At 44.6% G+C, this 25,982-nt stretch carries 22 protein-coding genes; 8 read left to right on the top strand and 14 right to left on the bottom strand.

Annotated elements, in window-relative coordinates; all coding sequences use genetic code 11:
* Positions 1-228 precede the first annotated feature (228 nt).
* Positions 229-2,238: a ligand-gated channel protein gene (locus J699_RS04685; RefSeq protein ID WP_032870377.1), complete on the top strand. Its 2,010-nt coding sequence runs from the start codon at positions 229-231 to the stop codon at positions 2,236-2,238.
* A 31-nt stretch (positions 2,239-2,269) separates the two neighbouring features.
* Here the strand turns inward: J699_RS04685 and J699_RS04690 are convergent, their stop codons facing one another.
* Both J699_RS04690 and J699_RS04695 read right to left on the bottom strand, forming a co-directional pair.
* Positions 2,270-3,277 carry a hypothetical protein gene (locus J699_RS04690; RefSeq protein ID WP_032870379.1) on the bottom strand — a complete coding sequence of 336 codons (1,008 nt, stop codon included), beginning with the start codon at positions 3,275-3,277 and terminating at the stop codon, positions 2,270-2,272.
* A gap of 25 nt (positions 3,278-3,302) precedes the next feature.
* Positions 3,303-4,316, bottom strand: a complete 1,014-nt coding sequence (locus J699_RS04695) for an alpha/beta fold hydrolase (RefSeq protein ID WP_032870381.1) — start codon at positions 4,314-4,316, stop codon at positions 3,303-3,305.
* 236 nt (positions 4,317-4,552) lie between these two features.
* On the opposite strand from J699_RS04695, the gene J699_RS04700 reads away from it, so the two are divergent.
* Together J699_RS04700 and aac(6')-I are read left to right on the top strand one after the other, a co-directional pair.
* Positions 4,553-5,167: a carbonic anhydrase gene (locus J699_RS04700; RefSeq protein WP_005231802.1), complete on the top strand. Its 615-nt coding sequence runs from the start codon at positions 4,553-4,555 to the stop codon at positions 5,165-5,167.
* Positions 5,168-5,266: 99 nt separating this feature from the next.
* Complete coding sequence (gene aac(6')-I, locus J699_RS04705) at positions 5,267-5,707, top strand: AAC(6')-Ighjkrstuvwx family aminoglycoside N-acetyltransferase (RefSeq protein WP_032870384.1); 441 nt, start codon at positions 5,267-5,269, stop codon at positions 5,705-5,707.
* 27 nt (positions 5,708-5,734) lie between these two features.
* On the opposite strand, the gene J699_RS04710 is transcribed toward aac(6')-I, so the two are convergent.
* A complete protein-coding gene (locus J699_RS04710) occupies positions 5,735-6,358 on the bottom strand; it encodes an arylesterase (RefSeq protein WP_171062181.1) in 624 nt (207 codons plus the stop codon).
* A gap of 42 nt (positions 6,359-6,400) precedes the next feature.
* Here J699_RS04710 and J699_RS04715 point away from each other — a divergent pair, with 42 nt between their 5' ends.
* Complete coding sequence (locus J699_RS04715; protein ID WP_032870386.1) at positions 6,401-7,105, top strand: ABC transporter ATP-binding protein; 705 nt, start codon at positions 6,401-6,403, stop codon at positions 7,103-7,105.
* The gene (locus tag J699_RS04720) at positions 7,102-9,588 is read left to right on the top strand and encodes an ABC transporter permease (RefSeq protein WP_032870388.1); all 2,487 of its coding nucleotides are present in this window, start codon (positions 7,102-7,104) and stop codon (positions 9,586-9,588) included. The genes J699_RS04715 and J699_RS04720 overlap by 4 nt, the downstream gene beginning before the upstream one ends.
* Here J699_RS04720 and J699_RS04725 read toward each other — a convergent pair.
* Positions 9,585-10,391 carry a rhomboid family intramembrane serine protease gene (locus J699_RS04725; RefSeq protein ID WP_032870391.1) on the bottom strand — a complete coding sequence of 269 codons (807 nt, stop codon included), beginning with the start codon at positions 10,389-10,391 and terminating at the stop codon, positions 9,585-9,587. The genes J699_RS04720 and J699_RS04725 overlap by 4 nt on opposite strands.
* Before the next feature lie 72 nt (positions 10,392-10,463).
* Here J699_RS04725 and mtgA point away from each other — a divergent pair, with 72 nt between their 5' ends.
* Entirely contained in the window at positions 10,464-11,138 is a 675-nt protein-coding gene (mtgA, locus tag J699_RS04730; RefSeq protein WP_005231795.1) for a monofunctional biosynthetic peptidoglycan transglycosylase, read from the top strand.
* Positions 11,139-11,251: 113 nt separating this feature from the next.
* Positions 11,252-13,330, top strand: coding sequence for a polyphosphate kinase 1 (ppk1, locus tag J699_RS04735; protein WP_005288233.1), 2,079 nt, complete (start codon positions 11,252-11,254; stop codon positions 13,328-13,330).
* 53 nt (positions 13,331-13,383) lie between these two features.
* Here the strand turns inward: ppk1 and J699_RS04740 are convergent, their stop codons facing one another.
* Together J699_RS04740 and J699_RS04745 are read right to left on the bottom strand one after the other, a co-directional pair.
* Positions 13,384-14,427, bottom strand: coding sequence for an NAD(P)H-dependent flavin oxidoreductase (locus J699_RS04740; protein WP_032870393.1), 1,044 nt, complete (start codon positions 14,425-14,427; stop codon positions 13,384-13,386).
* Positions 14,428-14,546: 119 nt separating this feature from the next.
* Positions 14,547-15,248 carry a VIT1/CCC1 transporter family protein gene (locus J699_RS04745; protein ID WP_005288229.1) on the bottom strand — a complete coding sequence of 234 codons (702 nt, stop codon included), beginning with the start codon at positions 15,246-15,248 and terminating at the stop codon, positions 14,547-14,549.
* 231 nt (positions 15,249-15,479) lie between these two features.
* Here J699_RS04745 and J699_RS04750 point away from each other — a divergent pair, with 231 nt between their 5' ends.
* Positions 15,480-16,694: a tetratricopeptide repeat protein gene (locus tag J699_RS04750; protein WP_032870395.1), complete on the top strand. Its 1,215-nt coding sequence runs from the start codon at positions 15,480-15,482 to the stop codon at positions 16,692-16,694.
* A 21-nt stretch (positions 16,695-16,715) separates the two neighbouring features.
* On the opposite strand, the gene J699_RS04755 is transcribed toward J699_RS04750, so the two are convergent.
* The 8 genes from J699_RS04755 to J699_RS04790 all read right to left on the bottom strand — a co-directional run bounded on the left by J699_RS04755 (position 16,716) and on the right by J699_RS04790 (position 25,956).
* A complete protein-coding gene (locus J699_RS04755; RefSeq protein WP_165569314.1) occupies positions 16,716-17,603 on the bottom strand; it encodes a hypothetical protein in 888 nt (295 codons plus the stop codon).
* Positions 17,581-19,428 (bottom strand): hypothetical protein, encoded by a 1,848-nt coding sequence (locus J699_RS04760; RefSeq protein WP_032870400.1) that lies wholly within the window; start codon positions 19,426-19,428, stop codon positions 17,581-17,583. Before J699_RS04760 ends, J699_RS04755 begins: the two co-directional genes overlap by 23 nt.
* Positions 19,429-20,679, bottom strand: coding sequence for a glycosyltransferase family 2 protein (locus J699_RS04765; protein ID WP_005231784.1), 1,251 nt, complete (start codon positions 20,677-20,679; stop codon positions 19,429-19,431).
* Positions 20,666-21,571, bottom strand: coding sequence for a hypothetical protein (locus tag J699_RS04770; protein ID WP_005231783.1), 906 nt, complete (start codon positions 21,569-21,571; stop codon positions 20,666-20,668). The genes J699_RS04765 and J699_RS04770 overlap by 14 nt, the downstream gene beginning before the upstream one ends.
* Positions 21,571-22,320 (bottom strand): hypothetical protein, encoded by a 750-nt coding sequence (locus tag J699_RS04775; RefSeq protein ID WP_032882926.1) that lies wholly within the window; start codon positions 22,318-22,320, stop codon positions 21,571-21,573. Before J699_RS04775 ends, J699_RS04770 begins: the two co-directional genes overlap by 1 nt.
* Before the next feature lie 179 nt (positions 22,321-22,499).
* Entirely contained in the window at positions 22,500-23,942 is a 1,443-nt protein-coding gene (locus tag J699_RS04780; protein ID WP_032882925.1) for a cryptochrome/photolyase family protein, read from the bottom strand.
* A gap of 119 nt (positions 23,943-24,061) precedes the next feature.
* The gene (locus J699_RS04785) at positions 24,062-24,544 is read right to left on the bottom strand and encodes an FKBP-type peptidyl-prolyl cis-trans isomerase (RefSeq protein ID WP_004770302.1); all 483 of its coding nucleotides are present in this window, start codon (positions 24,542-24,544) and stop codon (positions 24,062-24,064) included.
* Between the two features lie 125 nt (positions 24,545-24,669).
* Positions 24,670-25,956 (bottom strand): NAD(P)/FAD-dependent oxidoreductase, encoded by a 1,287-nt coding sequence (locus tag J699_RS04790; RefSeq protein ID WP_032870409.1) that lies wholly within the window; start codon positions 25,954-25,956, stop codon positions 24,670-24,672.
* Positions 25,957-25,982: the final 26 nt, after the last annotated feature.

Here is a 25,982-nt window from a genome sequence, read left to right as displayed (position 1 = left end):
ATGTAATCAGATCATTGTTAAATAAAATGAATGATTTGGAATCATTATTTTTGACTGAAAGTTAAAAAGTTCAACTGGTTTGCCACAATTGATAAGCTATCGGCAAACAATTAAAAATGAACATATAAATAATAATAATTATCATTTATATTGAGTTTTATTTGTTTTTTGTTAGAATTCCCATAAATTTTAAGCAATCTTTAAGATATCTCTGAATCGGGTGGGAATATGTCCAACAAAATAGCACGTCAATCACTCCTCACTATTTCCGTATTGGGCGGTATGATGGCGCTTGCACAGGCAGCAGAAATTCAGGCCAATAAAGAGCCTGTACAACTGGAAAAGATTGTTGTCACGGCAAGTGGATTTGAGCAGGACATTAAAAAAGCAGCAGCCTCTATTTCTGTGCTCACACAAGAAGAAATGAATAAAAAAGCATATCGTGATGTGACCGATGCACTGAAAGATGTTCCAGGTGTGGTGGTTACAGGAGGCGGTAGCTCAAGTGATATCAGTATCCGTGGTATGGGCAGTGCCTATACCGTGATTATGGTTGATGGCAAAAAAGTAAATTCACGTTCAGTACGTCCCAATAGCGATAACTCAGGCATTGAGCAAGGCTGGTTACCGAATATTGGTGCTATTGAACGCATTGAAGTGATCCGTGGACCAATGTCTGGCTTATATGGTTCAGATGCGATGGGCGGTGTGATTAACATTATTACCAAGAAAAATGTAACTGAATGGACGGGCTCGATCAAGCTTGATACCACGTTGCAGGAAAATTCTGACTCAGGTAATCAATATCAAACCAATGCTTATATTGCAGGTCCTCTAATCGCCAATCTATTATCGTTTAAAGCCAATGGTCTTTATTCGCAACGTGATGAAGATGAAATCTATGGGGGGTATAGCAAGCAAAAAATTCGCGCAGGTGGAGCTGCATTTAGCCTGACCCCCAATGATGATCACACCATTGATCTGGAGTACCAGCGCTCGATTCAAAACCGCGATGCAACCGTTGGCAAGAGTATTTCTCCAATACAAACGGGTCGAAATTCACCAGTAAACTCATTCTCAGACTACTATCGTACCGAATATAGCTTAACGCATCGTGGAAAAATTGGAGCAGTAGAAACACATTCCTATATTCAGCGTGAAGAGAATGAAAATCCATCACGGAATATGGAAGCGATCAATACTACATTTAATACCATCAATAAAATTAATTTTGATCGTCATAGTTTGAGCTTTGGCGGGATGTACCTCAAAGAAGAATTAGATGACAAAGGTAATCAGCTAAGCGTTGGTGGGGCAAAACCTGTTTCCAATCTTGATCGTTATAGCTGGGCATTATTTGCGGAAAATGCCTGGAATATTGTCGATGATTTCACTTTAACCAGTTCACTGCGTTTAGATAAAGATGAAAAATTTGGTGATCACTGGAGTCCGAAAGTCTATGGCGTTTGGGGGCTGAATGATAATTGGGTGATTAAAGGTGGTGTCTCAACAGGTTATAAAACACCAGCACTGCGTGCAACCGTTGCAGAGTGGGGGCAGGCAACAGGTGGTGGGCAAAGTAAAGGTGTGATTGTTGGCAATCCGAACCTAAAACCTGAAAAAAGTGTGAACTATGAAATGTCCTTTAACTGGGACAACTTAGATAATCTGACTGCAGGTCTTACACTATTCAATAGTGAGTTTAAAGACAAGATCACTGAAATCAGAACCTGTCAGGGAGCCTCTGGATCAATGGGCTGCGACTGGCTGGGTGAAAAATTTGACTTTGTCAGCCTACGTGAGAACGTGGATAAAGCCAATATGCGTGGTGCAGAAGCAACCTTTGGCTGGAAAGTCCTACCAAATGTGAACTTGAGTGCGAATTATACCTTCACGGATACCGAACAAAAGAGTGGCGCGAATAAAGGTAAACCTTTAAATGAAATGCCTAAGCATATGTTTAACACCACAGCAGATTGGGAAATTAACGATCAGTTCTCAAGCTGGGGCCGTGTGAATTACCGCAGTAAAACTTCGGATTACTTAAGCCGTACAGCCATGGCCAAAGGTAAACCTGCTTATACGATGGTAGATGTTGGGGTGAACTATAAGCCAACGCAAAATATTGCGGTTGCTGCAGGCATTTACAATCTATTTGATAAAGAGATTGATACTGCGACCTATAACTATGTGTTAGATGGCCGCCGTTATAATCTTGGTGTGACCTATAGCTTCTAGAATTTGAAGGGAAGGGTAAGGTTTTAAGGCCTTATCCTTCTACTTTTAAGATATGTGTCACTTGATCCGAATAATAAAAATTTTCTAAATAAGGGCGGGCACGCTCACGTAAATAACCTGTCTCGATCACCTGTTGCAGTCCAGGGATGAGTAATTGACTGAGTTCATGTTCAATCAATGCCTCATCAATATTCAGGTCACGTAATAAAAGATCAAAAGTCCGTTCCTGATTACGTGCGTACCAGGCATAAACGCCATCATGCACTTGTTGTTTTAGATAAGGCGTCTGACGAATATGCTCCCAGATTTCGTGTCCCATTGCGACGGTTTTTGGTAAGTCCTGTACTTCGATATAATTCCGCAATACCGATAAGGGCATGACTTTAATTTTATGCCAGAGATTGGCCTGAAAATGATAGAGCTTGTCATCATTAAAATGCTGATTCAGTACTCTCTCACTCATTTGACTGATTTTTAAAATATTTTTTTGCAGATAATGGGCAATGGTCTGGTTCAGGTTGGAATCGGTCACTGTTTCTAAAACCGATTTGCCCATTTTCATAAAATGCCCGACACCAGGAACGCGCTTTGACATCACTGAATTATCCAGATAATCCTGAATCGAGTGCTGGATTAACTGGCTAATCAATGCTGAGAACGCGGGATTGTTCACCATGGTTTTAATTAAACGCTGGCGGTGTCCACTTTTACTGGCCACATACTGGGCAATCGAATCTACGGTAAGAACAGGAATAACATCTTCAATGCTGGTCTGGTCGTTAACGGGATGAATCAGGGCAAAACGGATATGCTCCGCAATCTGCTCAACCAGAAAGGCACTTGCGGGTGTAGCAAGAATCTGTTTTTCAATCAGGTTAAAAATTTGTTCAAAAGACCAGAGTTGCTGTAACGGTTGCAAGCGTAACCAATGATAGAACTGTTTAAATTCTGATTGAATGGTGTCTGGCTGAGCAAACTCATGTTCAAGAAAGTCGAGCTGTGCATCAATCAGTTGTTCTATCATTGGATGTTTAGACATATATTCTCAAATCGCTAAATTAAGTTTATTGCGCTGGAGCCGCAGCAGTTTTTTGTGCCTGAATCTTGCTCAGGAATGGCAGATATTGCTGAACCACCAGTTGATCTGCTTCCAGAATCGGCATATGACCGACATTGTCCAGAATGACAGGCGTCTGGGCATTTTTCAGTAATGCTTTTAATTCTGGTACCACCTCAACATTGACAATTTTATCCTGCTTGCCCCATAAGATCAGGGTCGGTGCATCAATCGATCTTGCCAGCAAGGCAAATGAATCCGGGGTATAGAGTTTATTCAAGGCAATGACTTGATCGACCATTTTCTGGGTCTGCTCAACCTGACCAATCATCATTTTTTCTTGTGCCTGAGCAATTTCCTTCGGAATGAACGGTGGGGTAAACATGGCTTGTTGCATCAGGAAATTGAAATCTCCTTTTTTGCTCACAATCATGTTCTTCACCTGATTTGGATCTTTTAAATAAGGTGTTGTTGCGGCCTTATAGACACCAGCTGCATCAATCAGGAAAAGACTCTTGGTTTCAAAGGGATATTGACCTGCATAGAGCATGGCAATTGAACCGCCCAGTGAATGACCGGCAATATGTGCAGGTCCGGTCAGATTGGCGGCCTCCACAAAACGGCGTAATTTTTCGGTGACATTTGGCACAGAATAGTCAAAATCTTTCGGAACCAGTGTTTCACCGCTGGCTGGTAAATCCGGAATGATGACGTGGTAATTTGCTGTGAGGGCGCGTGCGACACGGTTCCAGTTGTCACGACTGCCTGCCAGACCATGAATTAAAATAATAATAGGCTTACCGGCTTGACCGCCTTCGCTATAAGACCAGGTGATATCACCCACTTTTAAGGTCCTGCTTTGTAAACCAGCCCAGGCACGTTCTTGCTGCAACAGGTTTTGAAAGCTCATTTCTATTTCGGCAGCTTGAGTTGTAGTGACAGCAACCGTGCTTAAGCTACAGGCCAGTAACGCAGCACCGAGTGTCTTACGCAACGGTTGGGCAAGTCGGGTATTTATCATCTTTGGTCAATCCTTGATCTGTTTTAAAACCAATTGATTATTGAGGAAGAGACGACGCGAGTCATTTGCATAATCTACAGATGTATGGAAATTCTTGCCAATGAATTCAGCAATTTTCCGCTATTTTAGCGTTCAAAAGATTAGCAAGTATGCTGATCGTTTCTATTTTTGTCAGTGACTTTCAAACGGGCGCACATTAAACTGTTGCCTCAGGTCAATCACACATGGATATACACATGCTCACCGCACAAGAAGCATTAGAACGTTTAAAAGCTGGTAATGCCCGTTTTGTAAAAGGAGAAGCAGTTCAACAAAAATTGTTATCTCACCAAGAACGTGCCGAGATGGCAAGTGATCAAAATCCTTTTGCAATTGTTTTAGGCTGTTCTGATTCACGTGTACCTGCGGAAATGGTTTTTGACCAAGGCTTGGGTGACTTGTTCGTGATTCGTGTGGCAGGCAATATTGTGGCACCTTCACAGGTCGGCAGTGTTGAATTCGCAGCAGAGCGTTATGATTGTGCTGTGGTGGTGGTACTGGGACATAGCCATTGTGGCGCGATTCAAGCCACGATTGATACCTTGATGAACCCTGATCAGCCGCCTTCATCGAATTTAATGTCGATCGTCAACCGTGTCCGTCCTTCGGTTGAAATCCTGATGCAAACCGAACTCAAAAATGATTTGAAAAAATTGTCTGCACATGCGGTCCGTTCAAACGTATTTGCTTCTGTGAATCAGCTCCGTCACGGTTCAGCTGTGCTGGAAAGCCTGATTGAAAAGGGCAAAATGATTGTGGTTGGTGCAGAATATTCACTCGAAACCGGTGAAGTTTCTTTTTTTGATTTCTAAGCATCAGGGCGAGTTTTAACTCGCCTTAATTTCGCTGATTAAAGTATAAATCTTTATATTGAATTAGAAAAATAAGCAAAGTAAAAGGGCAGAATAGAGATGAAAATCATGCCTGTAACCGAGCCGTTATTGGCCGACTGGCTGCAATTAAGACGATTACTCTGGCCTGATCATGAAGACGCGCATTTACTGGAAATGCGGCAGTTACTCGAACAACCACAGACCCTGCAATTATTAAGCTATAACGATCAGCAGCAAGCAATTGCCATGCTGGAAGCCTCGATTCGTTATGAATATGTAAATGGCACACAAACTTCACCGGTGGCTTTTCTGGAAGGTATTTATGTGTTGCCAGAGTGTCGACGTTTAGGTGTTGCTAGCACGTTGGTACAGCAGGTAGAACACTGGGCCAAGCAGTTTGCATGTACCGAATTTGCTTCAGATGCTGCGCTGGATAATACGATCAGTCATGCCATGCATCGCGCGCTGGGCTTTCAGGAAACCGAGCGTGTGGTTTATTTTAAGAAAAACATCAGTTGAAATCGTCAATTTCTTCAAAGGCGCGGTTTATAACGCAGCTTTGATATAAGGATAAGCCAGATTCAGCATCAGGGGTTGTGCTTTCGCATTCGGATGGATCTGGTCGTTCTGGATCAAGTGCTTCTGTCCTGCGACGCCGTCAAGAAAGAACGGTAGTAATTTCACTTTATATTGCTGGCTGACCAGCTTGTAATTATTTTCAAAGGCCTTGCTATAAGCGGTGCCATAATTCGGTGGTATTTTCATCCCGAACAGTAAAACATGAGCTTTCTGTTTCTGACTCAACTGTACCAGCTGGGCAAGATTGTTTTGAATCATTTGCGGAGGCTGACCGCGCAAGCCATCATTGCCGCCCAGTTCAATTACCACCACTTCCGGGCGATAGGTTTGCAATAATTTTGGCAGTCTGGCCAGTGCACCGCTGGTGGTTTCGCCGCTGACACTTGCATTGACCACCTTGTGCTGTTTCGGATACTGTTGGTCTAAACGTTGTTGTAACAAGTGAACCCAACCTTGTTTTGCATCTATGCCATAACCCGCGCTCAGGCTATCACCCAAAATTAAAATAGTCTTTGCTGAAACCAGTGTCGGGATCAAGCAGACACTGATCATTGCAAGCGTTTTAGATACTGACAAGATAACTTTAGATATTTGCATTGCACTTCAAATTTGTCCTAAAGGATACGTGACATCATGCCACAACCGATTATTTCTGCCCAAAAAGTTACACAAAAGATTCAAATTAATCAGCAAAGTTTAACGATTTTAAAAGAGATCGATTTGGAAATTTATCCAGGCGAACAGATTGCCATTACCGGTCGTTCAGGTTCAGGAAAATCAACCTTATTGGGCATCCTGGCAACGCTTGATCGTCCCAGCGCCGGGGAGTTATGGGTATGTGGGCAGGCAGTGCACAGCTTGTCTGAAGAGCAGCGCGCGCAGGTTCGTCTGGAAAATATCGGTTTTGTATTTCAGTCTTTTCAGCTATTGCCGCAGCTCAGTGCACTGGAAAATGTCATGTTGCCCTTACGCTTACAACCTGACTTTAATTTCAGGCAGGCAGAACAGAAAGCATTGGCCTGGTTAGAACGGGTTGGGCTAGTACGTCAGGCCCAGCAAACACCGAAAGTGCTCTCGGGTGGGGAGCAGCAGCGCGTAGCCATTGCACGTGCCCTGATTGCAGAACCAAGAATTATTTTTGCCGATGAACCGACAGGTAACTTGGATGGACAAACGGCTGAAGAAATTGAACAGCTGTTATTTGAGTTGAACAAAGAACTAGGCACAACCTTGGTGCTGGTGACGCATGATCAGAATCTGGCTGCTTTATGTCAACGTCATGTCAAACTGGCGGATGGGCAGATTCAGGACATCGTCAAACTTGGAGAGGGCTTATGAGTTCAGTGCTTAAGCCTCTCTTACTGCAAAGCTTTCGTACGGGAGGCTTGTATTTATTAATCATTGCCCTTTCTTTAGCGATCAGTGCCACCACAGCCCTTAAGTTTAGTAATACCCAAGTCCAAAATGCCGTAACCCTACAGGCCGCTGAAATGTTGGCTGCGGATCTGGTGCTCTACGATAAGGACCCGATTCAGACCGAATGGTCACAGCAAGCCCAAAAACTGGGTTTGCAACAGGCAGCGGTGACGGTATTTAGTTCGATGGCGCATACCTCGGATCAGTTTGTGATGGTTAATGTCAAAGCGATTGATGCGCATTTTCCATTACGCGGTGAACTTGAAATTCAGCCCAAGTCACAAGGCCTTCAAACTGGACAGGTCTGGTTGAGCCCGCGGGCCGCTGATCTGTTACAGGCGAAAGTAGGGGATCAGGTTGCGATTGCGGATGCTCAGTTTAAAGTAACCGGGATTATTGAACACGATGCTAATCAGGAGCTTGGCTTTTCCGGATTTTCGCCGACAGTGATGATTCATCAGGCCGATATTGCCAAAACCCATGCCGTGCAAGTGGGTAGCCGGATTGAGTATCGGTTATTGATGGCAGGGCCGCCTGAACAGGTTAAGGCTTTTAAACACGTCTTCAGGCAACAGACCCATCCTGAATCGGTGCATGACCAGCCCGATGAGCAGCAGATGGAAGAGGGTGAACAGGCTTCGCTGAAATTACGCGATGCCAGCCAATCCAATACGCGCTTAATGAAACCGATTGAAAATCTGGATACCTTTTTACAGCTTGCCAATTTGTTAACCATTTTGCTGTGTGGTATTGCGATTGCCTTGACCAGTCAACGTTATGTGCAACAAAATCAGGATCATATTGCCCTGATGCGTTGTCTGGGGGCAAGCAAGAGACAGATTTTGCTGGCTTATCTGGCCTTGCTTGGCATTGTCAGTGCTTTGTCGATTGGGCTGGGCAGTCTGATCGGTATCGCATTAGGTTATGGTTTATTGCAGTTGATGTTGCAGCTGATTCCACAATTACAATTGAGCTTTGCACTGGCTGATTTACTGTTTGCTTTGCCAGTCGCCATTTTTACTAGTGTGATGGTGCTGATCGGTTTTATCTTGCCCAGTATCTGGGAGTTACTCAATACCCCTCCGATACGGGTGATCCGTCAGCAGGAGCGGTCACGTAAATCGTATATCGCCATGTTTGCAGTTGGTATTGCCAGTCTGGTGATGTTTAGTCTGGTGCTGAGTGATAATTTGCAGTTAAGTCTATGGGTTCTAGTCGCGATTTTGATATTATGTGCGGCGCTTTTTGCCGTGATCTGGTTGCTGTTAAAAGCGATCAAGCAGCTCAAGCATCCGATCTCTGCCTATGTACGCATTCCGCATCAAACTGCGCTACAGATTACCGCTTTGGCTTTGGGGCTGAGCCTGATTACGGTCTTGAGTGTCTTAAGAACAGATTTATTGCAACGTTGGCAGCAACAATTGCCAGCAGGAACACCGAACCAGTTTGTTTATGGCTTACCGCCATTTGATATGCCGCAATTGAAACAGCAGCTTGAGCAGAATCAATGGTCGAGTACCCCGCTTTATCCGAATATTCGAGGCCGGTTGGTGGCAAAAAATGGTCAGCCTTTTGCAGCAGAACTGGTCAAGCAAAATAATTCGTTGCGTCGTGAACTGAATCTGACCCAAGCCGCAGTGTATCCGAAAGATAATCTGATTACTGAGGGCCGTCCAGATTTTACCCAGACGGGGCAGGTGTCGGTAGAAGCCAAACTGGCCACTGAACTGGGAATCAAGATTGGCGATCAGCTCAGTTTCAGCTTACCCGAAGGGCCACTGAATGCGACCGTCATCAATCTGCGGAGCGTGGAATGGGAAAGTTTTAGCCCGAATTTCTTCTTTATTTTTTCACCGAAAACCATGGATGAAAACGCAGGCAGTTATTTAGGCAGCTTCTATGTCCCGCCAGCGGATCAGCCGAAAATGGTGCAATTGATTCAGCAATTTTCCAATACGGTGTTTATTGATGTCGGGCGTATCCTGGAAGAGGTGAAACGTCTGGTCAATGTTCTGGTGCAGATTGTCACGGTTCTGGCCTTGCTGGTGGGTTTATCGGGGGTACTGGTACTGATTGCCTGTTTAAATGTGCTGATGGATGAGCGCCGTAAAGAGGTGGCTTTATTGCGCTCCTTTGGTGTCGCCAAGCATAAATTAAAACGGATGCTCAGTCTGGAAATCGGTTTTATCGGTCTGTTGGCGGGTGTGGTGGCCTGTCTGTTTGCAGAGGTGATCAGTGCGATTGCCAGTTACAAGATGCAAATGGCGATTCAGTGGCATGCGGAAATCTGGCTGATTCTACCGTTGAGCATGCTAGTGGTATGTACGTTGATCGGGCGCTATAGTTTGAGTTACTTATGCGATATTCCGCCCTTACAAAGTTTAAGAGAAATGAACCAGTCTTAGAAAGTAAGCTGGTTCTGACGCAGGATTTCATTCCACAGTGGAGTAAGTCCTGTACTGAGTTGGGTGCAATAAAAGTAGAATGCATAGAGCAGTAGGCTGCCCATCATTATGGCAATGGCTTGAGCCAGTGCTTTTCTTGGCGTTTTCTGGCTGAAATACCAGGTTGCGGCCAGTAATGCCCCCATCAGCATGCCGCCAATATGCGCGGCATTGTTAATGCCTGAAACGGTGAAACCGAAGACAAGGTTAATCCCCATCACCATGAGTAATGATTTTTTATCCAGCAAGAAGCGTTGCTGGGGCAAAGGGGGAAACAGGGAAATAACCGTAAGTGCTGCACCGAGTCCCATTACTGCACCCGAAGCGCCTGCACTGATATGCGGGAGTAATTTCGGGTCAAAATGTTGTAACAGCGCGTAGCCATCGCGGATGCTCAGATAGCTGGACAGGACACTGCCCATCAGGCCAGCCAGCACATACATAGCGATATAATAGCTGCGACCAAATAATTGTTCTGCCACACTGCCAAAGATATACAGTGCCCACATATTTAACATTAAATGGATCAGGCCAAAATGGAAAAACATACTGGTGAACAAGCGTTCAGCCTGCCCGGAAAATGTGAGTGGGGTAAAATCTGCGCCCCAGGCGATTGCATCAACAGGGGCAGGGTCGGTAATATTCACCCCTGAAACAATTTGCCAGCCAAATAATCCGACATTGACTGCGATTAATAACGCAGTAAACCACCAAGTTTGTATTTGCAATTTTTGGTTGATTTGTGGTGGAGTCGTTTCAGTCATATGTTTAGGCTAGTGATTGATATAAAAAATAGCTTAGCATGAATTTATTGCATGATGGAGTGATGCACTTTAATGAAAGCCTTTTTAGCACGCGCAGTAATGTTGATTATCGGCGTCATTCTACTGATCCAGCTTTGGATTTTTAGTAGTCTGGTCTGGTGGCGCACCCATCCGGTTAACACCACCATGTTTATGCGTTGGGATTATTTGACCGACTTTAAACCGATCAAGCAGGAATGGCGTGACTATGACAATATCAGTGATAATTTCAAACGCGCCATTTTAGCGGGTGAGGATGCCAAGTTTATTCATCATCATGGCTTTGACTGGGCAGGAATCCAGTTTGCGCTGGAACGCAATAGCGAAAAAGGTGAACTGGTGGCGGGTGGTTCAACGGTGTCGCAACAGTTGGCAAAAAACCTGTTTCTGTATAATAAACGTTCTTTTATTCGCAAAGGCCAGGAAGCAGTGGCCACCTGGATGATGGAGCGGATGTGGTCAAAACGACGCATTCTGGAAGTGTATATGAACTCGGTTGAGTTTGGCCAAAACATCTATGGGGTTGAGGCAGCAGCCCAGTTTTATTATGGTAAAAGCTCTAAAAGTCTAACCCGGGAGCAGGCTGCATTTTTAGCCGCGCTGTTGCCCAATCCAAAGTATTATCAGGACAACCGCAATGACCGTAAGCTGCAATATCGCAAGCGGGTGATCCTAAAATATATGAATGGCATACAACTTCCGCAATAATTCACCAAATTTTAAAAAAAAGCCCAATATTTTGGGCTTTTTTACCAAATTGACATAATTTTGCAGCATACTTAAATCATCACTTGATGAATGATAAAGCAACAAGGTTGGGTATGAATACTGCAGTGACGACAACAACGCCAATAGAATATAGTTACAACGATCGTTATATCAATCGTGAGCTTTCGATTCTCGATTTCCATCTACGTGTACTGGAACAGGCTGTCGATCCACTTCATCCATTATTAGAGCGGATGAACTTCCTTTTGATCTTTTCACGCAATCTGGACGAATTCTTTGAGATCCGTGTTGCGGGCATGATGGAACAACTGACCTTGGGCAATGAAAGCCGCACACCAGATGGCTTGACCCCAAAGCAGGTTCTGGAACAGATTTCTAAAACCACGCATGCCGCGATCGAACGTCAGTACCGCATATTAAATGAAGAAATCCTGCCGAAATTACGTAAAGAAGATATTTGCTTCCTGCGTCGTGGTGAATTAACACCGGCACAATCGGCCTGGATCAAAAAATATTTCCATGAGCAGGTTGCACCTGTGCTTACCCCTATCAGTCTGGACCCGGCCCATCCGTTCCCGCGACTGGTCAATAAAAGTCTGAACTTTATTGTCACGCTGGAAGGGAAGGATGCATTTGGTCGTCAAATTGATCTGGCTGTTGTACCTGCGCCACGTTCATTGCCGCGTGTAGTCCGTTTGCCTGATGAATTGACCGATGGTAAAGAACATCACGTGATGCTTTCGGCGATTATTCATGAACATATTTCTGACCTGTTCCCGGGCATGACTGCAACCGGTTGTTACCAGTTCCGTGTCACCCGTAATGCCGATCTAGCCTTGAACGAAGATGTTGAAGATTTGGCAAAAGCGTTGAAAGGTGAATTAAGTTCACGCCGTTTTGGTCGTGCAGTCCGTCTGGAAGTGACCCATAACTGTCCAAAGCATATTTATGAATATCTACTTAATGAGTTCGACCTGAACGAAGAACAGTTGTATCGCGTTGACGGCCCTGTCAACTTGGCACGTTTATTATCCAACTTTAAACGTCCACATTTGCGTTATGACTCGCATACGCCTGTGATTCCAAAAGCCTTTAAAAAGTCGGAAAGTATTTTTGCAGCCATGCAAAAGCAGGACATTTTATTGCACCATCCTTTTGAATCCTTCGCGCCTGTAATTCAACTATTACGTGAGGCAGCACGTGATCCGCAAGTACTGGCGATCAAGCAAACCCTGTATCGTAGTGGTGCAGACTCGGAAATCGTGCAGGTGCTTGCCGAAGCTGCACGGAATGGGAAAGAAGTCACAGCAGTAATTGAATTACGTGCCCGCTTTGATGAAGAATCCAATATCGAAGTGGCCAATGTGTTGCAGGAAGCGGGTGCCGTGGTGGTGTATGGCATCGTTGGTTATAAAACCCATGCCAAAATGATTCTGGTGGTACGCCGTGAAAATAATAAACTGGTGCGTTATGTGCATTTAGGTACAGGCAACTATCATGCAACCAATGCCCGTATCTATACCGACTATGGTTTAATGACCACGGATAAAGACCTGTGTGAAGACGTGCATCGTATTTTTCAGGAATTGACCGGCATGGGTAAAATGGCCAAGCCGAAAAAGTTACTGCATGCACCATTCACTTTACATGCGCAGTTGATTAATTATATCGATGACGAAATTGCCAACGCTAAGGAAGGCAAACCTGCACAGATCATTATTAAAGTGAATGCCTTAACCGAAGTTCAGCTGATTAATAAACTATATGAAGCCTCACAAGCGGGTGTGCAGGTCGACCTGATCATTCGTTCAATCTGCTGTTTACGTCCAGGTTTACCGAATCTGTCGGAAAATATTCGTGTGCGTTCGATTGTCGGGCGTTTTCTGGAACATACCCGGGTTTATTATTTCAGTAATAACGGTAATCCGCGTATTTACGGTTCAAGTGCTGACTGGATGGACCGTAACCTGTTTAACCGCGTTGAAGCCTGTTTCCCGATTGAAGAGCCGACCTTGAAAAAGCGGATCTATCAACAGGGCTTACTCAACTATCTCAAAGACAATCAGCAAGCCTGGTTGTTACAAGGAGACGGGGTGTGGGAACGTGCACGGCCTGTAGAAGGTGAAGCGCCACATAATGCCCAGCAGACCTTGCTGGAAGCCATTAAATAACCTGAAAAAGCAAAAAGCCGATCCTGATGGGTCGGCTTTTTTATCGGTAAAATTTAGTTGGTTTTTATTTCCAGCACCAGTTGATTGACAAGATCGGCGGCCTCTAACTCTCTGATTTGTGCCACATTACTCCCAGCCCAAAACGCGCCATAACTGAAATCATGCTGTGCACTGGCAATGCTCATCAACTGCTTGGCCAAGTCATAGGTATATGGGTATTGCGGGGTTGCAGGACGATTCGGTGTATCAATCTGGGTATGCCAAGTCCCAATCAAGCCACGTGCCGGACGACCGGAAAGACTGGCGCTGATCTGGGTAATACTTTGATTGAACAATGCTTTGCGATAGGCGGCATTGGCACTGGAGCTTTTACACTGCACAAAGGCAGTCCCTAGCTGGACTGCTGACGCACCACGATTCAACATTTCCTTGGCCTGTTCGCCATTCATGATCCCGCCCGCGGCAATCACTGGACGATCGCAGTGTGTGGTAATCAGTTGAACCAGATCGCTGGTTTTAATTGCAGCATCAAAATGTTGATTGAAAATCCCGCGATGCCCACCAGCCTCAATGCCTTGCGCAATAATAATATCAATCCCTGCTGCTTCAATCGCTTGAGCTTCAAGTAAATTGGTTGCGGAAACCATGGTGATGATACCTGCCTGCTTCAAAGCCTGAATTTGATGCGGATGAGGAATACCAAAGTGAAAACTGACTGCCTTGGGACGGGTTTCCAGCACTACATTCAGGAAGTCATCATTGTCTAGAAAGCTTGGATAAATACAGTGAAGTGCGGTTGGCGCTTCTACAGCGAATTTCTCAAATTGGGGACGGAGATAATCAATCCATTGCCGGGCAATTTCGGGATCAAGTTGTTCAGATTGATGGCAAAAGAAGTTGACCTGAAAGGGATGATCGGTCAATTCTTGCGTCTTCAAGATTTGTGCTTTGGCTGTTTCAGGGGTATTGGCCCCCAGGCCTAAAGATCCGAATGCACCTTGATTGGACACTTCAGCGGCAAGTTCCGGTGTGGAAACCCCAGCCATTGGCGCAAGTAAAATCGGGTGTTTTATTTCTAATAATTCTAAAATCGACATGATCAATGACTCATTGCATTTTTAATCACCTTAACGTAAAAACAAAAAGCCTTGCAAATAATAATCGCTATTTAATTATTGAATATAGGTACTATTTTCAATAGGTCAACATCTTCGGTTTAAATCGGGGTGACATTAAACAGGGAACCGACCCAGCTGGAAAATGCCATGGCCAGCATTCCCCATAAGCTAATCCGCAGACTGCCTTTCAGCAGGGAAGTGCGGGCAAAGTAACTGGACAATGCACCCAGGAGTGCCAATGCAATAATCCCGGTAATTAATACAGCGGATGCAATCCAGCGGTCTGGACTGAGCAAGATCGCTAGCATCGGTAAGGCCGCCCCACAGGAGAACGAGGCGGCAGAAGAAAGTGCCGCCTGAACAGGATTGGCAGCGGTATTTTCATGGATGCCAATTTCATCCCGTGCATGCGCACCCAGCGCATCATGCTCGGTCAGCTGTCTGGCCACTTCATGTGCGAGTTCCGGATTTAAACCGCGTGAGATATAAATCTGGGTCAGTTCCTTGAGTTCGGCATGCGGGTTGTTTTCCAGTTCTCGAGCCTCAAAACGCAGGTCGGATTTTTCAATATCTTCCTGGGACTTGACTGAAATATATTCGCCTGCCGCCATAGAGGTCGCACCAGAGATCAGCCCAGCGATACAGGTGATCAATAAGGTATGCGAGCTGGCACCACTGGCTGCCATCCCCATAATCAGGCTGGTCACCGAAATGATGCCATCATTGGCACCGAGTACAGCCGCACGCAGCCAGCCTGATCGTTGGATGACATGAGGTTCTGCATGATGTGAAAAAGACATAATCCTACTCGTTTAAATTTATTTAATCTGTTCAGGCCTGGTTTTATAAGGGCTCAATTGTCTGTAAAATTCTATTGTTGTTTCATAAACTTAATCTATTATAAATTAACTTATTTTAACGATAGCATAACGATGATTTGGTTATCATATGTGAACAATTTAACATTTTAAATGCGAATAAGCCCTTCTTGCCATAGGCCCTGTTGTGAGTATTTTTAGTTGAGATTTGCGATGAACAATTCCAAAAATAAGCTGCTGAGTCATACACTATTCATTTTGGGGCTAATCTTGCCTATACAACAGGTACTGAGTGCCGAGCCTGAATTTGTGAAGGAAGGGGATGCGGCCTATAAACCGGGCAATCCGATTTATGACCGTTGGGACAAGTTTTACAAGCTTGAACAAAGCCAGCCGGAAGAAGCTGAAAAAATCCTGCTTGAATTGGGGCAACTTACCCCACAAGACCTTAAAGTCTGGAAAAGCCTGACCTATCTGCAAATCCGTTTGAACAAGCAAAATGAAGCCATCCAGAGTGTACGTAAAGCCGAGCAGCTTGCACCGCAGGATGAACAGCTGAAACTACAGGAAGCCTATTTACTCAACCAGCAAAAAAGAAATAAAGAAGCCTTGGTGATCTTTAAAGATTTATCGGCTTCATCTGATCCGGAAATGGCAAGCAAGGCTCAGCAAGCAGTCCAGAATCTGAGTGCTTCAGCCGTCCCATCCACCTTTAAAGATGTCTACTTTGCGCCTTCTTATGAATCGCGTTATGACGATTTCATTTTCCCATTGAAAATGCGCTATGGTAAAAATCTGGATAATGGTCGGGCACAGGTGTATGGCTTTGTAAACCTGAACCGTGATACCAAATCCAAAGGCGGGGTACGTCCCGAGATTATTGACGAAAATGCAGTAACCGTCGGTGTTGGTGCAAATTATCAGCCGTGGCAATCGATTCCTGTGCGTGCCTATTTGGAGGTCGGCGGGAGTTATGATCTGATTGATCGTAATCGGGATAAGTTCCGTGAAAGTGTGGTCGGTGGTGTAACGGGATATCAGGAATGGTATGCCAATCCTGCGGTTGATCAACGTACCGTCTGGAATGATTATTTCACTGATTTATATGGTAATGTCGCGAGTTACTCACGAGAAGACTATAACGTTATTGCCGATCTGAGATTACGTTCGGGTTTTAATCTCTATCGTGGAGAAGCGGGAACTGTACAGGCCTATGGCAAGCTACATACTTTAGCGGATTCGGAAGGTGAAAATTACAATAACTTATTTGAATATGGTGCGGGTGTTGCCTGGCAGCCATTTAACTATGTGCCGGTAAAACTACGCGTTGAGCGCTTATATGGGCATTATTTCAAAGATGCATTAGCTGATGGAACGGATCGCTATAATAATACGCGCACGGAACTGGTGTTTTATAAGAGCTTCTAATCGCGCGCGTTTGTAATATAGTTATCCGCTAGAGCCGTATTTCAGTTTGTACCATAATGCCACGGCATAAACAGTCATACGGTTCATATAATGCGGACCGTCAAAAATATACACTTTCTGTCCTTCATAGGCCTTAAGCTGTTCCACCACTTCCCATGGATAAGCTGAGCGGAACTGGCCTGATTTTGCTGGACGGAAAGCTTCCAAAACAATCACCACCTTATCCTTACCAAACTCTTTCTGAAGATTTTCTAGAATCATTTTTGCTTGCTGGGGCGAACGCGTTCCGACACCGACGCCATCTTGAAAAAATACATGGGTATTGTGCGGTAACCAGCTTTTTAGCCATACATCCAGATGTTCAGGAGATTGTTCAGCACTGTAGATACTGACCCAGACCGGTTTGGGCAAGCTACTGATCGCCTGTGCCAACATACCGACACCGAGCCAGGTCGGATCAGCCTCAACTGGAAAATAATAACCTTTTAGAGGAACGGACCGGGTTTGTTCAATGATCTGTTTCGAACTTTCTGCCAGTTGCAGCACATTGGAGCGGGCAAGTTTTTCATCATATTCGCCTGCTAGCCCCAAAATAATATGTTGAGACCACGGCTGCTGGTTGAGCTGTTTTAAGTTAAGTGTTTTGTCCCACTTTTCAAAGCCCATGTCATGATCGAACCAGGCTTTGGATTGCACCGTTGACCATTGCGGTACAAAGGTGGAAACGCCAAGTAAATTCCAGTTGCCTGAGGGGGAAGCTGTGGCCAGATCGGGTTGCCAGAATATTCCCTCAATTTGGGGAGGCTGCACATCTGCCTGAAACAGATGCATGCAACCTCCTAAACTGATTAAGGCTGATAAGGTAATCGTTTTTAAAAGTTTAGATTTAATCTGCCTTATTTTTAGCATTCGGTCGTTTACGCCAGTACCAGAGCAAAATTGCCAGAATCATGATAGCAGAGATTATTACCACCAAGATAAAGAATGATGATTGCTGAACCAGAGGCGCTTTCTGATTACCGACAATAATTTTTTGTAAGATAAATACTTGTCCGTTTTCTGCCACCAATATTTTGCTGGCATTATTCGGGATGTTGGTTTGAATCTTATCCCAGAGCTTGCTGAAGTTCTGCGCACCTTCAATCGAGTCGGTAATCACATCAAAACGTTGCTCATGGAAACTGACCAGAAAACCGCGTGCAGTGGCGGGCGCGTACAGAATATCTTTATGCATCAAAACTTGCTGACGGTAGATATTCGGGTTGACCTGTACATTGAGAAGCTCAGGTTTGGCTGGATCAAACTTGACCAGATTTAATGGAATCGGATCATTGGTCATCAGCATCTTTTTCGCCACCTGACTCATGGTCATGGCAATTTCCAGACTGCCCGAATTGCCATCAATCGCAATGGTAGGATGGGTGGCAAAACTCATTGAAAGCGAAGCGACACCGTTTTTGATTTTATGCGGCAGTTTTACGGTCGATTTTTGTGTATCAATCCAGAGTGAGCCTTTGGCTGAAGGCAAACATTGCGAGTTTACAATCACCGAGTTTTCTAGCTTCATGCTGAAGTTGGTATTGTTGGAAATGGTTTTGGCAAAATAGTTAAATTGCCGGTTGACCGGATCTGAATCCAGTTCAGCAGTTTTTAAGCTACCGGCCAGACCGCCATCAATCCAGGTGGTAATATTTGAGCCCTCTAGTAAACCACTCTGCACGCGCAAGGCGATTTGTCCTTGCAAAATATCGGTGGGTTGCCAAACCGCAGGGAAGTTTAAGAACAGGTTCTTTTCTGCCTGATTGAGTCGGAAATCGCTGATGCCCAAATCGGCAAGGGATTTGATCTGTTTAATTCTGGCCCAAGACGGTGCGGCCAGCTTGTTGGGTAGCGTCGTGGAAGAGGTATCCAGTTGCTGTAAATAATTTGGATTTAATAGGCCATTGATGGCAGAGACCAGTTTTTCTGGATTATCATATTGAATACGTAAAGTCGGGACCTCATTCTCGGCACTGATCTGTACCAGGGTGCCATTCGGCAAAGGCGTTGCAGACTTTGCAATTTCAATAAAAAAGTTAGCTGGCTGATTCTCTGGCGCATTCTTTTCATACCACTGGATCGGGGTAACTGAGCTCCAGGCACTGATTAAACGCCCCAGCATCGAGGCTTCATTGAGATTGGCCTGATTGTATTTTAATACCCCGACAAAAGGTGTTGGACGGACCACCTGCGGGTTAAATAAGGCATCAGGTAAATCTTTTAAACGATAAATAGGTCGGTGGCGGGAATAATCAATCTTGGAATTGCTAAGATAGGTGACCTGATCCACATCTTCACTACAGAAGGTGGTTCGATCAGCTGCAGGCGAGGTCGGTGGCGAATATTGTTGCAAGATGAAATCTAGACGGTGAAAGCCACTCTTGGTCGCTGGAATATTAAAGTTCAGCGTCCCATCACCATTCAAGGTGGTGTTATAAATCAGCTTGTCATCATATTTCACCAGCAAAGTGGTGAAATGTTCGGTCGAATATTCACTGCTAAACTGAATATTCTGCCACTCCGAGCCTTTGCCCACATAAAAGAAATGCGGTTCAATGGTGTACTTATTGGAGGTATTGATATTATCAAATGTCCAGGTGTTTATCGTGTCGGCGAAGCTTAACCCCGGCAAGGAGATCGCGGCACTTGCGACCAGTATTTTAAAAATCTGTTGATGTAATGGCTTCTTTTTCATTTATTTTTTCTCCTTGCTGCGCTCAGTTTTGTACCATTGTAGTGAGTTTCCCTGTATCTTATTTTTCAGCATGTCATAGGCCGCTTTGAACACGATAAACAGAAACACCTGTGAATAGGTGATATACGATAAAACCGAGAAGAAATAGAGTTGAGGTTGAGCTCTTTCCAGAGATAGGGTAAACCACATTTGTGCGACATACAGACAGAACGATAAGCCCCAAAGCAGGGTAAACGGGCCAGGAACGGTAATCCCGGCAATACCCAGTAAACCGAGGGTTAAAGTAATGTGACTCCAGATCAGGGCCGGCACAAACAGGACATAACACATAATATTGTTAAAAATTTCGATTCCGATCGGGAACGGTTTTCTTAGCGCAATCGGTAAATATTTGCTGGTAACATAGAAGTTTCCTTGGGTCCAACGCGAGCGTTGCTTGACAAAGACACTTAAGGATGGCGGATCCTGCTGCCAGCCAACGGCGTAGGGTACCCATTTAATCCGACGTTGACCCAGAAAAATCCGGAAACTCATTTCGGTATCATCGACCAGAGATTTTTCATCGAAGCCACCCAGGGTTTCCAGTGCATCCCGCCAGATCACATAATTGGTTCCCATCAGGGTAGAAAGTTCGAAACGTTGCCAGCGTCCTCCCTGAAAAATCCATTGGAAGAAGATAAACTCAATGGCAATGAATCGGGTCAGGATACTGTCACGCCAGTTACGGGTACGTACTTTACCGTTGACGGCAACCAGTTTTTTATCTGCCAATAAGGTCTGTGCCAATAAACGTACACAGTCCGGCTCAGGGGTACTATCTGCATCATAGACCACGATTAATTCACCTTTGGCATGCGGCAGGCCATTATTCAAGGTGCGGGATTTGCCTTTACCGCCCATGCCTTTCGGTACATTGACGATTTTAATGCAGGGATAAATCGCTGCCATACGCTCGGCAATTTCTAAAGTATTGTCTTTAGAACCGTCATTGATCAGTAAGACCTCATAGGCATGCGCTGGATAATCCTGTTGTGCAATTGCATGCAAGGTATCTTCAATGACCACACCTTCGTTATAGGCGGGAATTAATACGCTTAATACTGGCCAATGCTCCGGCACAGGCATGTTTTCCAGTTCTTTGGCAGCATTTTTAGAATATTTCCAGGCCTGATAACTGAGCCATGCCCAAAAGGCCTGAGGAATCCAGATGCCCAGAAAGCCGAACAGGAAAAGAATATCAATTGCGGGCATTTATTCTTCTCCTGCGAATGATGGAAATGATCAGGATCAGCAGTAATCCGCCGCCAAGCAGTAAGGAAATCCAGGAAATAGAGCTACCAAAGGTGCTGAGCAGGCTTGGATAATGCGCGGAATAGATATAATCCAGCGGAATCACGACCGTACTCAAGGCAATCAGTAAATAACCAAAAATATTGGTTTCTACACCGTCGATAGTGCTGGTGTATTGAATATTGTTAATGTCCCAGGAGATGCCCAGATGCGGATATTCAATATTATCTACCGGCATGTCGGTTGGGGGATTGATTACCACCTGATAACCCGAAGCTTGTGAAGGATCCTTGATCACCTGATAAAAATAATGTTGATGCTGCTGAATTTTACGTGCAGGAATTCGAAGTTCATTGGGGCTATCGGATTGAATCAGATAACTGCCCGCTGGTTGCGAAATCAGGTTTTCATCCCAGCCTGTTTCAATCAGGGCAGCGAGGGGCCGAAGTCCAAGTGCCGTTGAAAAGGTAGCTTTGGCGGCAAAATACTTGGAATGCTGCATTTGATAGAAGGCGACCGGAATCGCGCCCTCATTGACTGCCTTTTTGATTTTATAATATTTAACTGCACTAAAATATTCATTGGGCAGGATGATGCCCGGTTTGATCCCTTTCTCCATCAGTTGTTTAAAACTTTCCGATTCTACCTGATCGGAGGTAAACACTGGCCACCAGGTCGAGGGTTGCGGGAAAAAACCTGCGATCGTTCTGGGAAGTTGGGTCTGAGGGTTGAGCTGATTTTGTGCAGGCTGGATCGAGCAGTGATAGTACTGCTGATAAAACTGTTGCAAGGTGGTATCTGGATAATTTGCGGTGGTCACCAGCAAACCACAAATATTAAGCAGTACGGACATTAAGGCACCTCTTGATCTTGAGGGCGCAGATATTCAGTGTGTTGTTCAATTTTAAGCTTTAATACCGACATATCTTGAAGTTGCTGGATAAATACAGGATAGACCTGATTTTCCTCAATCATCGGTTCATGAATGACGATACTTTTGATCTGGCTCAGCTCTTCATTGATAAAATGATAAATGACGCTGTCTCTTTCGGTGGAAAGAATCGCCATGATCTTGTTCTGCGTTTCTTTCCAGATATCTTCACCCAGCATTTCCCGGATCAGCACCGTATTATTGATCTGAGTGGTAATAACCTTGTAATGATCCTTCTGCGTAAGTTTAAGCAACTTCTTTAACTCGCCCTGAAAATGTTTCAAGGCCGTCAGTGGCAAGATATCGTGTTGATAATTACGATCATAACTTTGAATGGCTCGGAAGGTCTTGAGCGCATTCTGAATGTTGTGACGAATGGCACTTAAAAAAATCGGGGTAATCGGCAGCACAAACAGCAACAGCAGTTGACGTTCCACATAGGTTTGATTGGCCAGGTCAAGCAGGAAATAAACAGCAACGCCAATAAAGGTAATTAATCCCAGAATGATGGCCAGACCGACATTTACAAAGGCACCTGCGATTAACAGGATGAGCAGGAAAACCCAACTGCCACGATAACTTGCCGGTAACCACTCATACGCGACGATGCCCATAAAAACATGGGCTGAGATAATCCACAAGACGAGTGCTGAAGCCGGATTTTTCTGCATAATATTTTTAGTTTTAATAAATGTATTTTGTGATCAAGGTATCATTATTTTACGGCTATGACGATAAATTTTCTGTTAGGGATTGTGTAAAATAATTTTATAAACAGTAACATACAATATAGTCTATTCAAAGGAACGAAGAAAAGCTTTGTATTTCAAATAAATTTTATTTTATGTAACTAGGATAAATACGTTTTGAATACCTCGATGGCACGGGCACGGCTGAGCTTTAAATCAACGATGGGATGGGGATAATCCAGCGCCAAAGAGGGCTTTTTTGCATAGGGTTCATGGATGGTTTTTTTATCAAGTTGGGCCAGCTCGGGCAGCCATTTCCGAATATACTCACCCTCAGGATCAAACTTCTGTGATTGGCTCACCGGGTTAAAGATACGGAAATAAGGGACGGAATCTGTACCGGTCGATGCACACCATTGCCAACCACCGTTATTGGCTGCCAGATCGCCATCCACCAGATGCTGCATAAACCATTGCTCACCTTTACGCCAGTCAATCAGCAGGTTTTTGCTCAGAAACATGGCACAAATCATCCGTACCCGATTATGCATCCAGCCAGTTGCCAACATTTGACGCATACCCGCATCAATGATTGGAATGCCAGTCTGACCTTGCTGCCATTGTTGTAAAGCGACGGGATCATCGCGCCAAGGGATATTCTGCGTTGATTGCTTAAAGGGTAAATGCCGTGAGACACGCGGAAAATCAAACAGGATATGCTGATAAAATTCCCGCCATAACAGTTCATCCAGCCAGCTTTGCTGGGCATCGGATTGAAGATCAAAATGGTCTTGCTGTGCTCTGAACAGGGCTTGCAGACACTGGCGTATCGAAATGATACCGATATTTAAATAAGCCGAAAGCTGACTGGTACCCGCGCGTGCAGGAAAATCGCGTGCAATTTTATAGTCACTGAGCTGTTCCTCAATAAACTGGTCGAGCTGTTGCAAGGCATAGGCTTCGCCGACCTGCCATTCGTGATCATGGGGGTGCTGGATGTGTTTTTGATATTCAAGTTGTAGTGACTTGATATCGGTTGATGAGATCAGCTTTAAATCCGTTAACGCTTGTTGAGGAGCTGGTATTGGATAACATTGTGGTAGAGCAGGCTGTAAACGCTGATAACAGGTCTTTTTAAACGCACCAAATACTTGATAAGGCAGGTTGGACTGGTTACGGATCGAGCCAACAGGAAACAGGGTACGATCATGAAAAAGCATCAATTCCTTGTCTTGCTGATTTAAAAGTTTCTGTACAGCCTGATCGCGTTTTAATTCATTTACACCCAGTTCAATATTGGCATATACATGTTGAATCGGCAGTTGCTGTATAAGCGTTGCGAAATACTCAGGTATATCTTTCCAGAGTGAAATGCTGTGAACCAGTAGTGGTATATTCAGACTTGCAAGTTGGTGTTTTAAGCTTTGCAGTTGTCGAAGATAAAAGTCAATTTTAATCGGGGCATCATCGTGTAATTGCCACTGTTCAGGCGATAAAATCACAACGGCGATGGTAGGGCCAGCTTGGGTGGCATGCCAGAGTGCGGCATGGTCCTGAATTCTCAAGTCCTGACGAAACCAGAGCAGTTGATAAGCAGTCGACATAATTCTGTTTATTTTAAAGAAATTGACATGACCATAAGCGATTTTCTGATTTTATAAAAGTAGGGCCAATAAAAAAGCAAAGCCGGAGCTTTGCTTTTTTCATCTAATTCAAAAATGAATTAGTGGTGGTGACCACCTGCACCGTGAACGTGACCGTGATCTAATTCTTCTTGAGAAGCATCACGGATTTCAACGATTTCTACTTCGAAAGTAAGGTCTTGACCAGCAAGCGGGAAGTTTGCATCAACGATGATGTTGTCTCCTTCAATCGCTTTAACAGTTACGATTTGTACGCCGTCATCAGTTTGTGCTTGGAATTGCATACCAGGCTGGATGTTGTCCACGCCTTGGAACATTTGCGCCGGAACTTCTTGAACAAGTTCAGGGTTATATTCGCCATAACCTTCAGCAGCTGGAACGTTTACAGTGAATTTTTCGCCTACAGTTTTACCTGTAAGTGCATTTTCTAAACCAGGAATGATGTTGCCCGCGCCGTGCAAATATGCAAGTGGTTCACCTTGAGATTGATCAAGTGTTTCACCCTCAGCGTTTGTTAAAGTGTAGTGGAATGAAACCACGTGGTTATTTGCAATAGCAGTCATGTTTTAAATCCATGTCATCAATAGTTTTAACTGTATATCATAAAGTGAAAAACAGCTTTTGTTGACTATTTTCCACTTTTTGAAACGATTTAGTTAAATATTGAGACGAAATATCAAATTTCAACTCAATACAGTTTAATTTTTGGACGGACACGACGCGTCAGGAAATCTTTCATGGTCAACATGCCCGCTTGGGTATAACCATGAATATTGGCCTGATGCATCCGATAAAGTGAAACATACATGGTTTTGGCAATGAAGCCTTGTACGCTGACATCACCTAACAATTCTCCTACCGCCTGATTACGACTCAGTGAAACCAGTGAACCTTTGTCATTAAAGGTAAACATCGGTTGTGGAGATCCGGATAAACGTGCAGCCATTGCATCGACGAGGAAGGTTGCTTGCTGACTCGCTACCTGTGCACGCGGACCTAGCGGCGGCTGGCGTGCATCTAACTGACAATTTGCACAATCGCCAAACGCAAATACATTCGGATCAGAATAGGTTTGCAGGGTGGCGTACACCATCAGGCGATTGATCTTATCCCGTTTAAAATCAGTCAAAGACTCGAGAACTTTCGGCGCTTTGACACCTGCGGCCCACACCGTAATATCGGAGTGAATGACATTGCCATTACTGAAGTAGACCTGGGTTTCTTCGACTTTCTGGACTTTATGCTGAGTCAGAATCTCAATCCCCATTTTCTTGAGCTGCTTGGCACTATGCGCCGCCGTTTTTTCATTCAGGGCAGGCAAGATACGGTCAGAGGCTTCAATGAGGGTAATTTTGACTTGCTTCGGATTAATTTTCTTTAATCCATAGCGATAGAAGTTCTTGGCGGTTTCAATCAGTTCTGCTGCCAGTTCCACCCCCGTTGCGCCAGCACCGACGATGCCAATATTCAAGGCCCGTTCATTTGACTGATTTTGTGCCTCGATATAGAGGTGAAATAAATCCTGCTGGAAAATATCGGCTTGTTGACGGCTATCCAGAAAATGACAGTGTTCACGTACACCTTCGGTACCAAAGTCATTGGACACAGAACCGACTGCCAAGACGAGCGTGTCGTAGCTGAGGGTTTGAATCTGCGGCGTATGTTCTTTAGAAAGCTGCGGGGGAGAAAGGGTAATTTGTTTTTGATCTTTATTCACATCAACAAGTGTGCCGAGCACGAACTCAAAATGATGTTTTTCTGCATGGGCAAAATAATTGGTTTGTTCTTCGTGAGGGTTTAGCGAGCCAGCTGCAATTTCGTGGAGGAGCGGTTTCCATATGTGTGTGAGATTTTGATCGACTAGGGTAATTCTGGCTTTCTCTCGTCTGCCAAAACGTTCACCTAACTGTGTCGCAAGTTCCAAACCACCTGCGCCACCGCCCACAATCACGATATGATGTAAGGTTTTGCTCATGATTAACCTAATTATTTTTGTGAAAG

Origin of the sequence: Acinetobacter sp. 1000160, assembly GCF_000588715.1 — a bacterium.
Taxonomy (GTDB): domain Bacteria; phylum Pseudomonadota; class Gammaproteobacteria; order Pseudomonadales; family Moraxellaceae; genus Acinetobacter; species Acinetobacter courvalinii.
The sequence above is the reverse complement of the archived record's forward strand: the minus strand, read 5'-3'. Positions and strand labels throughout refer to the sequence as shown.

What these genes read in the sequence shown, in the direction of transcription:
- J699_RS04685 (WP_032870377.1), top strand. Translation starts at nt 229, where the DNA reads ATGTCCAACAAAATAGCACGTCAATCACTCCTCACTATTTCCGTATTG.
- J699_RS04690 (WP_032870379.1), bottom strand. Translation starts at nt 3,277, where the DNA reads ATGTCTAAACATCCAATGATAGAACAACTGATTGATGCACAGCTCGAC.
- J699_RS04695 (WP_032870381.1), bottom strand. Translation starts at nt 4,316, where the DNA reads ATGATAAATACCCGACTTGCCCAACCGTTGCGTAAGACACTCGGTGCT.
- J699_RS04700 (WP_005231802.1), top strand. Translation starts at nt 4,553, where the DNA reads ATGCTCACCGCACAAGAAGCATTAGAACGTTTAAAAGCTGGTAATGCC.
- J699_RS04715 (WP_032870386.1), top strand. Translation starts at nt 6,401, where the DNA reads ATGCCACAACCGATTATTTCTGCCCAAAAAGTTACACAAAAGATTCAA.
- J699_RS04720 (WP_032870388.1), top strand. Translation starts at nt 7,102, where the DNA reads ATGAGTTCAGTGCTTAAGCCTCTCTTACTGCAAAGCTTTCGTACGGGA.
- J699_RS04725 (WP_032870391.1), bottom strand. Translation starts at nt 10,391, where the DNA reads ATGACTGAAACGACTCCACCACAAATCAACCAAAAATTGCAAATACAA.
- mtgA (WP_005231795.1), top strand. Translation starts at nt 10,464, where the DNA reads ATGAAAGCCTTTTTAGCACGCGCAGTAATGTTGATTATCGGCGTCATT.
- ppk1 (WP_005288233.1), top strand. Translation starts at nt 11,252, where the DNA reads ATGAATACTGCAGTGACGACAACAACGCCAATAGAATATAGTTACAAC.
- J699_RS04740 (WP_032870393.1), bottom strand. Translation starts at nt 14,427, where the DNA reads ATGTCGATTTTAGAATTATTAGAAATAAAACACCCGATTTTACTTGCG.
- J699_RS04745 (WP_005288229.1), bottom strand. Translation starts at nt 15,248, where the DNA reads ATGTCTTTTTCACATCATGCAGAACCTCATGTCATCCAACGATCAGGC.
- J699_RS04750 (WP_032870395.1), top strand. Translation starts at nt 15,480, where the DNA reads ATGAACAATTCCAAAAATAAGCTGCTGAGTCATACACTATTCATTTTG.
- J699_RS04755 (WP_165569314.1), bottom strand. Translation starts at nt 17,603, where the DNA reads ATGCTAAAAATAAGGCAGATTAAATCTAAACTTTTAAAAACGATTACC.
- J699_RS04760 (WP_032870400.1), bottom strand. Translation starts at nt 19,428, where the DNA reads ATGAAAAAGAAGCCATTACATCAACAGATTTTTAAAATACTGGTCGCA.
- J699_RS04765 (WP_005231784.1), bottom strand. Translation starts at nt 20,679, where the DNA reads ATGCCCGCAATTGATATTCTTTTCCTGTTCGGCTTTCTGGGCATCTGG.
- J699_RS04770 (WP_005231783.1), bottom strand. Translation starts at nt 21,571, where the DNA reads ATGTCCGTACTGCTTAATATTTGTGGTTTGCTGGTGACCACCGCAAAT.
- J699_RS04775 (WP_032882926.1), bottom strand. Translation starts at nt 22,320, where the DNA reads ATGCAGAAAAATCCGGCTTCAGCACTCGTCTTGTGGATTATCTCAGCC.
- J699_RS04780 (WP_032882925.1), bottom strand. Translation starts at nt 23,942, where the DNA reads ATGTCGACTGCTTATCAACTGCTCTGGTTTCGTCAGGACTTGAGAATT.
- J699_RS04785 (WP_004770302.1), bottom strand. Translation starts at nt 24,544, where the DNA reads ATGACTGCTATTGCAAATAACCACGTGGTTTCATTCCACTACACTTTA.
- J699_RS04790 (WP_032870409.1), bottom strand. Translation starts at nt 25,956, where the DNA reads ATGAGCAAAACCTTACATCATATCGTGATTGTGGGCGGTGGCGCAGGT.